This window comes from Granulicatella sp. 20925_1_28 (assembly GCF_041433575.1).
Lineage (GTDB): Bacteria > Bacillota > Bacilli > Lactobacillales > Aerococcaceae > Granulicatella.
In genome coordinates, this window is sequence record NZ_JAPWBS010000020.1 from 1 (window position 1) to 14043 (window position 14043).

The 14043-nt window shown below is 39.4% G+C and carries 10 protein-coding genes; all 10 read right to left on the reverse strand.

Annotation, left to right across the window (positions count from 1 at the left end):
• Nucleotides 1–5159: SpGH101 family endo-alpha-N-acetylgalactosaminidase (locus O3793_RS08325; protein ID WP_371446798.1), on the reverse strand; the 5159-nt coding region annotated here is incomplete at its 3' end.
• Nucleotides 5160–5353: 194 nt separating this feature from the next.
• Nucleotides 5354–5986: a V-type ATP synthase subunit D gene (locus O3793_RS08330; protein ID WP_371446800.1), complete on the reverse strand. Its 633-nt coding sequence runs from the start codon at nt 5984–5986 to the stop codon at nt 5354–5356.
• A 5-nt stretch (nt 5987–5991) separates the two neighbouring features.
• Nucleotides 5992–7368 (reverse strand): V-type ATP synthase subunit B, encoded by a 1377-nt coding sequence (locus O3793_RS08335; protein WP_371446802.1) that lies wholly within the window; start codon nt 7366–7368, stop codon nt 5992–5994.
• The gene (locus O3793_RS08340) at nt 7361–9142 is read right to left on the reverse strand and encodes a V-type ATP synthase subunit A (RefSeq protein ID WP_371446804.1); all 1782 of its coding nucleotides are present in this window, start codon (nt 9140–9142) and stop codon (nt 7361–7363) included. The genes O3793_RS08335 and O3793_RS08340 overlap by 8 nt, the downstream gene beginning before the upstream one ends.
• Before the next feature lie 34 nt (nt 9143–9176).
• Nucleotides 9177–9488 carry a V-type ATP synthase subunit F gene (locus tag O3793_RS08345; RefSeq protein ID WP_048712572.1) on the reverse strand — a complete coding sequence of 104 codons (312 nt, stop codon included), beginning with the start codon at nt 9486–9488 and terminating at the stop codon, nt 9177–9179.
• Nucleotides 9478–10479 carry a V-type ATPase subunit gene (locus O3793_RS08350; protein ID WP_048712576.1) on the reverse strand — a complete coding sequence of 334 codons (1002 nt, stop codon included), beginning with the start codon at nt 10477–10479 and terminating at the stop codon, nt 9478–9480. The genes O3793_RS08345 and O3793_RS08350 overlap by 11 nt, the downstream gene beginning before the upstream one ends.
• Nucleotides 10480–10490: 11 nt before the next feature.
• Nucleotides 10491–11075: a hypothetical protein gene (locus O3793_RS08355; RefSeq protein ID WP_371446807.1), complete on the reverse strand. Its 585-nt coding sequence runs from the start codon at nt 11073–11075 to the stop codon at nt 10491–10493.
• 14 nt (nt 11076–11089) lie between these two features.
• Nucleotides 11090–11572, reverse strand: coding sequence for a V-type ATP synthase subunit K (locus O3793_RS08360; RefSeq protein WP_048712582.1), 483 nt, complete (start codon nt 11570–11572; stop codon nt 11090–11092).
• A 17-nt stretch (nt 11573–11589) separates the two neighbouring features.
• Complete coding sequence (locus O3793_RS08365) at nt 11590–13554, reverse strand: V-type ATP synthase subunit I (protein ID WP_048712585.1); 1965 nt, start codon at nt 13552–13554, stop codon at nt 11590–11592.
• The gene (locus O3793_RS08370) at nt 13541–13867 is read right to left on the reverse strand and encodes a hypothetical protein (RefSeq protein ID WP_371446810.1); all 327 of its coding nucleotides are present in this window, start codon (nt 13865–13867) and stop codon (nt 13541–13543) included. Before O3793_RS08370 ends, O3793_RS08365 begins: the two co-directional genes overlap by 14 nt.
• Nucleotides 13868–14043: the final 176 nt, after the last annotated feature.

Below are 14043 nucleotides of genomic sequence, written 5' to 3' on the forward strand. Positions count from 1 at the left end.
TCCGGTGTTGGATCCACAGTTTCCTTAACTTCTTTCAATCCTTCAACTAATTTAGCAATTGCATTTGGTGTTAATAAGTTCTGATCTGCAAGACCTTTCTTGTACGCTTCTACAGCAGCCAAGTATTCTTTTGCATCTTTACGATCAATTTTACTTACGCGTTCAATTTCAGCGTTTAATGCAGATTCATCTACTGGTTTATCTTCTTCGGCTGGAAGAACGAAGCGTAACTCTACTGCTGAGATATGACCTGGGTCCCCATAAGTTTCATTACCTGTGAAGATGGCTTTCTTCACCTTAATTGGAGCATCGAAGTTTATAACTTTAGTCTTCGCGTCATTTCTCCATTCACGGAAACTGAAACTATGTTCTTTACCATTTTCATCAAAGACACGTAAGCTACCCGCTCTAACACGTCCATTTTGTCCAGATGAACGCGGTACATATTCAAATCGAGTGGCTTCAATTGGATTTCTAAAGGTTACTGTTAAATCTGAACCAAGACTATCCACTCCCCAAGGTGTGTGCCACATTGTATTTGGATTTTCATCAAAGGCAAAATATGGGTTTCCTTCTGTAGGTTCATCTGGTTGGTATACCGCTCTTAATTCTTCAATATCTGACCAATCTGGTGCTACACGTTTAACCTTAAGAGCACTTTTCGCAGTATTTACTGCTTCGATAAGTGCTTTAGCATCTTCCACACTAATATCATCGTCTACTTCTAATAAAGCTGCGACAGCATCTTTATAAGCATTCAGTGTTTCTTTAGTGTAATCACCATTCACGACTGGTGTGCTCTTTTCAAATGCATCATCCGCAAGCATCTTACCAGTCAATTTAACTTCTTCAATTTCTAGGTTATCTAACATGAAGTCTTTGTAACCTTTGAAGTTAATGTCATTATTGTTTGTATCTCCTTTTGTATCCGCACCACGCGCATTTGAGTAGATACCAATCCAAGTGTTTCCACCTTTTTCACCTGTCACATAGTAGCTTACTTTCTTAGGAGTATTTGAATTTTCCCAAGTGTTTTCTAAGTCGAATTTCGTTAATTTACTACGACGACTATTTTCGCCATTACCGATGACGAATGAGTATGCTCCATGTGAACCAGCTTCATAGTCGAAGGTTACTTTATAAGTCTTACCTTCTTCAAAGCGGAAGTTTTGTGGAATTGTTTGATAAACAAGTCTGTCTCGACCTGATAATCCATTTGTCTTCAATGACCAGTTGCCTTCGATAACGTCGTTGACTTTCTTACCGTTCCAGCCACGTTGAGTGTATGGTTCGTGTTTTTCAGATAAGTGAGTACGGTTATCTGATACCCCTTCAACATCCCCTACTACGAATGGGAAGATACCTTGAGGCACTTCTTCAAAGTCTTGTTTGAATTTACCATTTCCTGTGTCGTGTTTTTCGTTATACATGACAGATTGGTTTTCAAATACACGAATTTCATCGAAGTAAGTTGCTGCTTCATCTGCATCACGTCCAAGTTCTAATGTCACGTTAGAAACATCTTCGCCTGTTGTGAAGTATACATACATGTTTTGGAAGTAACTTGTATTATCCACTGTCGCATTCTTCTTAAGTGTGTTATGCGCATGTGCTTGTACATAGTTCTTCGCAATTGATTTGTTTGTGTAGTTAGAAATTACTTTGTCGCCTACACGGATTGTGATATCTGCACGTGCATCGCTTCGGTTATCCACGCCTACATAAACAGCATATCTTGTATTTGGTTTCAAGTCTGTTAAGCGTTGTTTCAATGTCACACGTTCAGTGTTTCCTTGAATACGTAACATTTCGTTAGCTCCTTGAGATTTCACGATTTCAGCATGAGCGCTGTCACCAGTTTTTTCCCAATGGTCTAATGTTCCGCTGTTGAAACCTTGGTCATAGATGTGTAGACCTTCACTCCAAACCATTGTCTTCTTGCCTTGAGCAGCTTTGTAAAGTACATATGGTTGGTTTGCATCTCCCGTAATTTGAATCTTACGGTCTGCGCCGACTGTTAATTCTACAACATCTTTCTTACCTTGGTCTGTTAGACGGTATAGGTAAACTTTATCTCCAGTCCAATCTTCTGGAAGAGTCCATTCAGTTGTTCCACCTTCAGTTGTGTAGAAGTACATCTTTTCTTTGTCGCCTGTTAAAGCTTTACCATTTTCATCCCAGTTCCATGGTACTAAATAGCTTCCACCATTTTCGATCACACGACTGTTTAATGTTGTGACACGTTTGCGGTAGTCTGGGCTGTTAGGGTCGTTTGATTGACGAACAATCTTCACTTCGTCCCCATTGTCATTTGTTAAATGAATTTCCATTTCTGGAGTCCACTTGTAGTTTTGACCATTGTCACTCATTGCAACTGGGTTACCGTTTACCCATTTAGATACTTTGTAGTGTTGGAAGTACTTCGTCATAATGTTGTTTTCGAAGAGGTTACGAATATATCCTTCGTAGTCGCTTCGACCTTGCCATCCTTCGAAGTCTTTCATGTTATATCCACCTAGTAATGGATAGTTAGCAGCACCACCATAACTTGGATAGTCACCCACCCATGAATCTTTTTGGTGGTTACGGATGAATCGAGTGATATTTGAGTTAATCCCTTTCAGTGTATATCCACCGTAAGTTAAGTCAGCTGCCCAGTGTTGGAATGTTGAGTCATATTCCGCACCATAACCCCACTCAATTGTCATACGCCAGCCTTGCGAATTAATTTCTTTAGAAATAATGTGAGTTGGCCAAGCAGTGTTGTCTCCTGATTGTCCATTTCCCCAAACATCTAAATAAATGAAGTCTAGTCCATCACCGAGTTTTTCTTTTAATTCTTTCCAACGAGCAAGACGGTCATGTGATAAGTCATATTCTGCATCAATGTTGATACCTTGGTCTAACCAGTTCCAACCGTACATATATGTTCCATCAGAGTTTCTACGTAAAATTGCTTCGCTGAAGTATTTAGATTCAGGATATGTTTCAGAAGCATTTACGTGAATACCGATTTTAGCACCGTATTCTTTTGCTCTAGCTAATAATTTCTTGAAGTCTTCATCGCCACCGATTCTCTTACCGATATCTGCATAGTTTAAGTGACCTGAGTCGTGACCTTCACTACCATATCCTTTAAGAAGGATTGATTGTCCTAAACCATCTGTGTGTAAGTTAATCTTCTTAATGCCATCTAATGTCATTAAGAATGGGTTTTGCGCTTGAGATGCGAAGTTCATCGCAATACGATACGCTACTAAATCTGGAACAGATTCTGCTCCTTTTGGATTGTTCATGATATTACGATATGCAATCGCACCATCTTGCCAGTCCACAACGTTATCTTTATTTAAGTCTTTTGTGATGACTACTTTAGAACTTGGTAATTCTAATGTGTATTCAGGGAATACTAAGTTCTTATAAGCACGTTGATACCAGTAAGGTGAACTTTGGATACCAATGTAGTTGACGCCATCCACTCTTTGTAGAGCAGTTGTTAATCGTGCAAAGTCATTTCCTTGGTAAGTAAATTGAGAGTTACTCCAAACAGACGCTGCTAATTCATTTGAAGAAACAAAGCCATACATGAAGCCATAAGCGTAATCATTCATTTTGCCTGTCTTCAAGTCTAAATGATAATCCCCTGCTCTATGTGTGTTTGTGGACATTTGTGCTCCGTCAAACTTCGCATTTTGTTTATTAGAACCTACAGAAACTAATGTGTTTCCTGGGAATTCAATAGTTTGGATTAATTTTCGAACATTGTCGACTGGTTTACCCATTTCAACATTGTTTTTGTTGACTACTTTAGTCACATCGAAATGCATTTCGTTGCCGACTAATTGTAATTTCACAGTGATATCAGCGTTGATGAATTCATCATCGTTTCTAACTGTCATTACATATTCTGCAGTAGTGTCATCAATTTTACGGTATTGAACTTCTGGAGTGACTAACACACCGTTAATTGACATTTTATCTAATTTTTGAACTTGACCTGTTAACGTTTTTCCATCTAATTCATATTCTTTAACACGTGGAAACGCCGTGTCGATAATCGCTTTTAATTGTTCAGATTGTAAAGTTTCGTAATGAACATCTTGGTCATTACGACGGAAACCATCATCTACAGCTGGTTTTTCTTCCTCTGGTTTAATGTTTTCTTGGTTATCCGCTTTGATCGAAATAGAAGATAATTCTGTACCGTAAGTACCAGCTTTGAGGTAAACTTTATTCACATCAGCTAAAGCGTTCTTGACAGCTTCTGGAACGACTTCTGTGCTAAATAAAGTTTGTCCATTATTTGTAGCATTTAATTGACCGTCTTTCTTGTACACGATAGATAGGTGGTTTTCTTCACCCACATTTGGTGATTCTACTCGAGTCTTGCTATACCAAGTATTTACATTTGGTCCTTTGTATTGCCAGAACCAACCACCCTTGTCATACCCAACAAAGATGTTGTTGTCATTATCTTTATATTTTACATAAACCCCAAAACGAGTTTCAGCTGGAGGAGTGTTTGCCTTGAACGTTAAGTCAACGCTTACATTTCCTTCCGCATCCGCTTGTAATCCAGCTTTTTCAAATAAAGCTTCATTTGCTCCATTGTCGTTAGCTGTTGTTGAAGTTAATTTGTTGTAGCGTACTCCGCCTTCTTCAACGACTTCAACTTTCCCTTTCACACGGCTTACTGAGTCCCACTCTTTTTTCACTTCGGCTGTTGCTTCACGAGTTTCGCCAGTCGCTTCACGAGTTTCTCCCGTTGCTTCTGCGGCTGGTTTTTCCTCAGCTGGTTTAGCTTCAGCAGGTTTAGCCTCCGCTTTTTCGGTTGCTGCTTCAGTAGCTTTTTCTTCTACTTTATCAGTTGCCTCCGTATTCGCAGCTTCATTAGAAACTGCTTGTTTTTCTTCTTTTGGCGTAACTTCAGTTGCCGTGGCACCAGATTCTACTGCTGGTTTCTCTTCAGCAGTGGCCGCCTCACTAGCCGGCGTGTTTTCTACGGCTGTCGCTACTACCTCTGTTGCAGCAGCTTCAGTTGCAGAAACTGGTTGAAGTGTGCCAAAAAAGAAAGCCCCGATGATAACTGAACATGTACCAACAGTGAGCTTTCTAATAGAGAAGCGCTGTCTCTTCTCCATATTTTGACGATTATACATAATACCCCTCCTTAATATTATAAAAACGTTTCCATAATTAATTTTAGCACTATCTTTTAGGTGCTACTTGGACTTTTTTGCTCTTTACTAGTACTATTTTGCTATATTTAAAACGCTTTCATAACTTCTTCAAGGAATTAACAAAATTAAATCAAAAAGGCTCCTAGCAACCTTTGCTAGGAGTCTTCTTTTCGTTATTTTTGTCCCATATCTTTCACTTTCATAATACGAGTGATACTTGCTCTCTCGTTTTCTTCCAGCTTCATTTCGATAAAGTAAATCGTTTCTTCTAATTGTGGGATCAATCGATATTCAAGGGCGTTTACACGACGTCTTGTTTTCTCGATTTCATCTGCTAGCAGTTGACAAGTTTTTTCAATCTCCGTCAATTCTAGCAATTCATTTAATACACTTGAGATTTGTTCTACAGAATCATCAATCTCACTGTTGGAGTTTAAGTAACCATATTTAAAGTCACTTTCCTCCGTTTCATCTTTCACAGTGAAATGCATTTCTGGAACGTAAACACTCATAATGTTCTTTTCTTGAAGATCCAAGGATACGCTTTGTGGTGGAATCGCCACAAGTTCTTCGATAAATGCTTCTTCCAACGTTGCTTTTGCAAGAACGAAGCTCTTCATTCCTTCCACAAGACGACCTTCGACCGCCTCACGTAACGCATTGTTTTTTCGAATTAGTTCGATGAACTGACGCATTAACTCATCTTGTTTATCTTTTAGGAGCTTATGCCCCCTTTTTGAGACAACGAGACGATGTTTTAATTTTGTCAATTCCATACGAGTTGGTTTGACGTTCAATCGTGCCAAAGGAATCACTCCCCTTTCGGAAGAAATTCATCTAATAACTCGTCCTTGATACGTTTTAATTCCGTACGCGGTAAGATGGATAGTAATTCCCATCCTAAATCAAGTGTTTCTTGAATTGAACGGTTCTTGTAGAAGCCTTGTCCAACATATTCACGTTCGAAACGTTCAGTGAATTCTACATATTTCTTATCTGTTTTTGATAATGCAGATTCCCCTAATACAACTGCAAGTTCTTTAGCTTGTTTACCAGTTGCATATGCCGCGAATAATTGGTTCATCGTTGGCGCGTGGTCCTTACGAGTCTTTCCTTCACCTGAACCTTTATCTTTTAGACGAGATAATGAAGGCAATACGTTAATTGGAGGTTGAATCCCTTGTTTATCAAGAGCACGGTCCAAAATAATTTGTCCTTCTGTGATATATCCTGTTAAGTCAGGGATTGGGTGAGTAATATCATCTTCAGGCATTGAAAGGATTGGAATTTGAGTTACAGATCCTGGTTTGCCAACGATACGTCCTGCACGTTCGTAAATTGTTGAAAGGTTTGTATATAAGTAACCTGGATATCCACGACGTCCTGGAACTTCACGACGAGCCGCTGAAATTTCACGAAGCGCTTCACAGTAGTTTGTCATGTCTGTCATGATAACAAGTACGTGCATTCCTTTTTCAAACGCTAAGTACTCAGCTGTTGTTAATGCGATTTTTGGGGTCGCAATACGTTCGATGGCTGGGTCACTGGCTAAGTTTAGGAACATTACTGAACGGTCAATCGCCCCTGTCTTACGGAAGTCTTCCATGAAGTATTCCGCTTCGTCGAAGGTAATCCCCATTGCAGCAAATACTACCGCGAATTTTTCGTCGCTATTTAATACAGTCGCTTGACGTGCGATTTGGGCTGCTAACTCTTTGTGAGGAAGCCCTGAACCAGAGAATACTGGTAATTTTTGTCCACGAACAAGAGTGTTCAAGTGGTCAATGGCAGAAATCCCTGTTTGGATAAATTCATCCGGATAGTCACGAGAAACTGGGTTAATCGCTTGTCCGTTTACGTCTAAAGTCGCTTCTGGAAGGATTTCAGGACCATTATCCATCACGTTCCCCATTCCATCAAAAATACGACCAATCATGTCTTCAGATACGTTTAATGATAATGGTTTACCACGGAAACGTACTTTTGTATCACGAATGTTAATGCCGCTTGGCCCTTCAAAAATCTGAACCATCGCTTTATCTTCGTTTACTTCTAGTACTTGTCCATGACGTAATTCACCATTTTGTAATTGGATTTCAACCAACTCATCATATTTAACGCCTTCGACTTGTTCAACCATCATTAAAGGGCCAACAACTTCACTAATCGTACGATACTCTTTAAGCATGTGTCATCCCTCCATGTTGAATTGTTTTTTCGATATCTGCTTTGATTTGAGCTTTAATTTCTTCAAAGCGTGCAATCTCAGCTTCTGGAATATATTTAGAACGAGCAATACGGTCACGTACTTCTTCTGTTCCATCCATAATTTCCGCATAGTAAGAACCAAGTTTCATCGCATTACGCGCTTCTTTTTCGAACGTTAAGATGAGCTCTAACATACGATATTGTTTTTCGCGTGATGTAAATGTATCGACATCGTCAAACGCGTTTTGTTGTAAGAAGTCTTCACGAAGAGATTTCGCGATTGTCATTGTTAAACGGTCACGTTCAGATAATGATTCAAGACCAACTAAACGAACGATTTCTTCTAAGCTTGCTTCTTCTTGTAATGTATTCATTGCATGTTGAACAAATTCAGACCAGTTTGCATGCACGTTTTCGTCCATGTATTTACCAACTTCTGGATCATACAATGAGTAAGACGTTAACCAGTTCATAGATGGGAAGTGACGTTTTTGCGCTAATGTTGCATCTAATCCCCAGAATACTTTCGCTACACGTAATGTATTTTGTGTAACTGGTTCTGATGTATCTCCCCCTGGAGGTGATACGGCACCGATTGCTGTAATTGTACCTTCACGGCCATCGCTACCTAATGTTTCAACACGTCCTGCACGTTCGTAGTATTCTGCGATACGGCTTCCTAAGTATGCTGGGTAACCTTCGTCCCCTGGCATTTCTTCTAAACGTCCAGACATTTCACGAAGCGCTTCTGCCCAACGTGATGTTGAGTCCGCCATGATGGCTACGTTATATCCCATATCACGGAAGTATTCCGCAATTGTGATACCTGTGTAAATAGACGCTTCACGAGCCGCTACCGGCATGTTAGAAGTGTTGGCGATTAAGATGGTACGTTCCATGATAGATTCACCTGTTGTTGGGTCAATCAATTCAGGGAATTCGTTCAATACGTCTGTCATTTCGTTTCCACGTTCCCCACAACCTACGTATACTACGATATCCACGTCAGCCCATTTCGCAATTTGGTGTTGCACCACTGTTTTACCAGCTCCGAATGGTCCTGGTACAGCTGCTGCTCCCCCTTTTGTTACTGGGAAGAAAGTATCGATAACACGTTGTCCTGTTAACATTGGAACTTCAGTGTTTTTCTTTACTTTATATGGACGACCACGACGTACTGGCCAACGTTGGATTAAGTTGAAATCACGTACGCCTGATTCTGTTTCAATTTGGTACACTGTATCTTCGATTTTGAAGTTTCCAGCTTCCACTTTTACTAATTTACCTTTCACACCGTAAGGCACCATGATTTTATGTTGTACAACTTTAGTTTCTTGTACATAACCGATAATGTCTCCGGCTTCTACCTCTTGACCTACAGTAGCAGTAGGAACGAATTCCCACTCTTTTTCACGGTCAAGTGGATCCACGTTTGTTCCGCGGACTAAGAAGTCACTTTGTGATACTTCTTTAAATTTATTGAGGGGACGTTGAATCCCATCAAACATTTGAGATACAATCCCTGGTGCCAATTCAACAGATAATGCTTCCCCTGTTGTTTCGACGGGTTCTCCTGGTCCAATTCCTGAAGTTTCTTCATATACTTGAATGGATGCAATATCTTTACGCATTTCGATGATTTCACCGATAAGGCCTAGATGACCTACACGACAAATATCTTGAATATTCGCGTCTTCCATTCCTTCAGCAGTCACAAGAGGACCTGATACTTTTACGATTCTTCCGATCTTCACTGAGGTACCTCCCTTAGTTTCCTGTATTGGTTGGTTATAAGATGTTTTGTCCAACCGCTTTTTCTACATTTTCTTGAATTCTTGATTTTCCAATTCCTAAAGACCCTTTATGGTTCGGAATGAGAATGATGGCTGGTGAAATTTCCGCATCATAACGACGAATCGTTTCCGGAATCTGACTTGCGATTGCTTCCGTTACATAAATGATGCCAACTTCCTCTTCACTAAGTTCATCAATCATCCTTCGTGCCGTTTGCGCATCGTGGCAAGGATACACGTTAAATCCTAAAATTTTAAAAGGAAGGATGGAATCTTTGTCGCCAACTACGGCAATTTTATGAGACATAAACTGGTCGCATCCTTTCTCTTAATTGTTCTTCTGTAAACTCATTGTCCACACCGACCAGTAATAGACGGAGGTTTTTCACTTCCATCTCAAGCGCATGAATATACGCTAGACTTGGCAATGGCCCAAATGGTTCAAAAGTCGCTTCTTCTAGAATTTGATGAATCAATTCTTCTTTTAATAATTCCAATGCAAAGACTGGATGTTCTTCCTGTTCTAAAATCGCAACAAACTTGTCATAGTATGGAACATGACGATAAAGGTCAAGAAGAGCCTCTGTGCCCTTTTCATGCACTTCGTCGATTAATAACGTCTTATCTACAGTACCTTCGCTAGACAATACCCCAATTAAGAATGAGCGTGATTGTTTTTGCTTTGTGGCACGAATTAATGTCGTGATGTTTTCCATATCAATCATAATATTCACGATTTGATGGATGGCCTCTTGATTCATCGTACGGTCGATGAGTCGAAGATGTTTGAAATAGTAGCGATCCATAAATACATCGGCTGCTTCGAGGCGACCAAAGTTTTCAAAATCGGCATACGCTTCACGAACCCCTTCAATCATGATGTCTGGTACATCGAGAGAATCTTGAGTTTCGACTAATTGATTTAATGTGTCGAGGGAATAACGTCCTAACGGTACACATAAATGTTTTAAGTCTTTTCCTGAGAACTTCGATTTCAGAAGAACTTTTAAATTATGGTAAGTGTAACGAATCGAGAATACATCAAGGAGTGATGCATCCGGAATGAGTTCTAACACCTCATCATAGTTGCGCTTCAAATGGGCATCTAGGACTGGGTCGAACTGTCTTGATTCAAGAACTTCTTGTACATCTACCTCATAACTTGTCTTTTGCAAGGCTTCTAATGCTTGTTGTAAGGATTTAGATACGAGAATCCCATTCAATTGTTCCTTGGACAGTAATTGCTGTTCAAGAATACGAACGGTCGTATTCACTCCTGAATAGGCTAAATCATTCATTCCATCCCTCCTTACCCAATGAATGCTTTTCTAGCTAAGATAGGTGAATATTCTTCTTTTAAATCTTCAATTAATGCATCGAATAAATAGTTATATTCGATTCCTTCTTGTTTCAACACAAATCCTGCTTTTTTTGGAAGAGTCGCTGCGTCGATGTGAACAAAGGCAAATTGCGAAGTTAATGCATGTTTATCTTCATCGCTCAAACGAGAAACGGTTTGTTCTCCAAAAGTAAGAGTTGTTTGTTGTTGTTTTGGTAATTTGCGAATAGCTGACTCGATAAAGAGACGTAATGTTTCCCCACTCCAGGTTGACATTACTTGTAGAACGTCCTCAAATACACTCTCAAGAAGTTCACGTTTGACGCGCAAGACTTCTTTTTTACTTGCGTTCAAAATAGTCTGTTGCTCTTTTTCGTATTGTGATTTTGCTTCTTGTTTTAATGCCGTTTTCTTCGCCATTTCTTGTTGCGAATATTGTGCATTCATTTGATTGATGCGTTCTTCTTGTTCTTTAGTAGCAACCTCAATTCGCTGCTTTGATTCTTTTTCTAAATCCGCTAGAATAAGTTGTTTTAGTTGCTCTAAATCTTTCAAGAATACCCCTCCTCTTAACCTTTGTTAATGATAATTAAGATAGAAGCAAGTAATCCTAAGATTGCGTAAGTTTCAACCATTGCGGCAAAGATAATCCCTTTAGTAGATTCTTCAGGTTTTTTCGCTAAGATTTGTACACCTGCTGCTGCTACTTTACCTTGAGCAATTCCTGAGAATAAACCAGTGAATGCGATTGGTAAAGCTGCCATGAATAAGTATAAACCAGCTGCTAAAGTCATTGAAGCTGACATGTTAATCATGATGAAGAAGGCAACGATGAATCCGTAGATTCCTTGTGTACCAGGTAATAGTTGTAAAATTAATGCTTGAACGAATTTTTCAGGTTGTTCTTTAATTAAGGCAGCAGCTGCTTCACCGGCAATCCCTACCCCTTTTGCTGATCCAATCCCTGAGAATATAATGGCAATTGCCATCCCTAGAGCGGCAAAGATTTGCCCTCCACCATTTTCAACGAAAAATGTTAACCAGTTTGTCATAATTATATTTCCTCCATTTATTCTGATTTCTGTTGTTTAATATCAACGTATTTTTCATATGTTTTGAACGGTTTTAATGCGTGCCCGCCGCCGTCGTAGAATTTACCAAAGAATTCAACGAACTGTAAACGTAAGCCGTGAACATAAGCCCCAAGGAATGAAAGGAAAATATTCAATCCTTGTAATGCTACGATTAAGAAGATACCTGCTGTAAATCGTGCAACTGGTGGAAGGAATCCTACCAACATATTGAACGCACTCGCGATACTTCCTCCTGATACAGCTAACGCCATTAAACGAGTATAACTCACGACGTCTGCTACGTATCCACTAATTCCGTACAAGTTATATAGACTGCTCGCCAAACCGCCCCACTTGTTCTCACTTGATAAGACAGTTACGACTACAATCGCAACAGCTGCGATAATCGCAATCGATGAACCGATTGTCGCAATCCAAGAAATATTGAGTACCATTGACCCTAAGACATAAAGAATGATTCCCGTAATAATGGCTAACCATCCAAGATGACTTGTATAGGCATCGGTATATGCTTTTTTCTTCAGATTTGAGTAAGCTCCTAGTGATAATCCGACCATAATTTGAATAACCCCGAAGATAATCGATAGAATCATAATCGTGATTAAGTCTTTAGATAATGATAGCGGCTGGAATGGTAAATCCGCACCGAATGCTGATCCAAATATAATCCCCCAAATCATGACTGGGTAGCTTAATAAGTGGAAGAACTTCAAATTACGGTTCATTCCTTTATCAAAATGGAAGAACTTCAACATGATGAATGTTCCCAACCACAGAAGTACACCGTACCCTAAGTCTGCTGCCATCATCCCGAAGAAGACAAGATAGAATGGTGCTGTATAAGGCGTTGGGTCTAATTCACCGTATTTTGGTAATCCATACATTTCTGTTAGATTTTCAAACGGTTGTAAGAAGGCATTGTTTTCTAAAACAGTTGGCACTTCTTCGTATTCTTCTTCAGCAATCTCTAGTGGTAAGAAGACATATTCGCCTTCTCCTAATTTTTCTTTCAGTTGACTTTCAACAGCCTCTGCTGCTTTTTGAGTCATCCACCCTTGAAGTACGAATACATGTTGTCCATTCACCAATTCATTTTTAGCTTGTTCTTTTTGCAATTCATTGTAGGTCACTTCCGCAGAAAGCTGTAACTGGCGAAGAAGGTCTTTTTCTTCTTGCAAATCATTTAATACTTTCTTTTTAGCCTCAACTACTGCTTGTTGCGCTTTTAGATTTTTCTCTAATTCAACAGAAGGAGCTTCTTCAAATGCGTACCATACAATACTAAAGTGCGCTTTGGCTAACTCTTCTTTCGCAGCTTGTTGTGCTTTTCGTGGATATGTCACCAATAATCCGATTTCTTCACGTGTATGATACACTTCGTGAACAGAAATCAATTCACTCTGTTTTAATCCTTCCAAGTAAGCATTATCTGTCGCTTGAGGAATCGTCCCCATTTTCGTTTTCGTATACGGATGTTTAAAGATATCTTTCGGATAGAAATCAAGCACACTCCACTTACGGAGTAACGCCTCTTTCTCACGAAGTTCTTTTAATTTCTCGTCTTTCTTACGAAGAGTTGTACGAATACTCTCTACATGTTCCACTAATGCATCAGCGTCCCATGATTGGACTTCCTTTTGTAATTCAGATAGTGTGAATTGCTCTTTTGGAGTTTTTAACTTTTGAATTAATGACGGTTGCTTTTGATTTTTTTCCACAAAAGTAATGGCCGCATGAATCCCTTCGAATTTCTGTTGAAGAGCGTTCATTTCCTCTGTATCCACTTCTTGTAAAGCGATGGAATTTTCGGTAAATAGTTCTTTCGCCTGATCTAGCGAGGTTACTTCTAAAGATTGTAATTCTTGAATAGCATCCAATAGGTCATTTTGTTTGTCCGTTGGGGCAATCAACATCACCTTACTCATTTTAGCTATCGCCATATCTCTTCAACACCTCCTTCACAGTATCCTGAACTAAATCCTGTTTCAGATGATTGAAACGTTCTGTTAGAGTAGCAATCTCCGCTAATTCATCTTCTTTCACTTTCGCTTCGAACTCTGCTTTCTTTTGTTGATTTTTTTCTTTCAACTCAGCTTTGTAGATTTCTAACGATTGTTCCATATTCGATTTAGCTTCGTTCACTCGTTGATCTGTTGCTTCATGTGTTTGGGATAATTGTTCTTCGATTTTTTCCTTCAACGCTTTTGCTTCAGACTCAATGGCCAAAACAGAATTTAGAATCTCTTGACTCATGTGACACCTCCAATCCATTCGCTTTCACGAATAGTAAAATGCTTTCTTTACTATTATAAACTTTATTTTGCTTTCATTCAAACGTTAATTCCCCATATTCTCGGGCAAACTCAAACTTTATAAATAGGAAGAAACACAACTTTTTTAGAAATTTTTTTCTTTTCTATTGCTTTTTA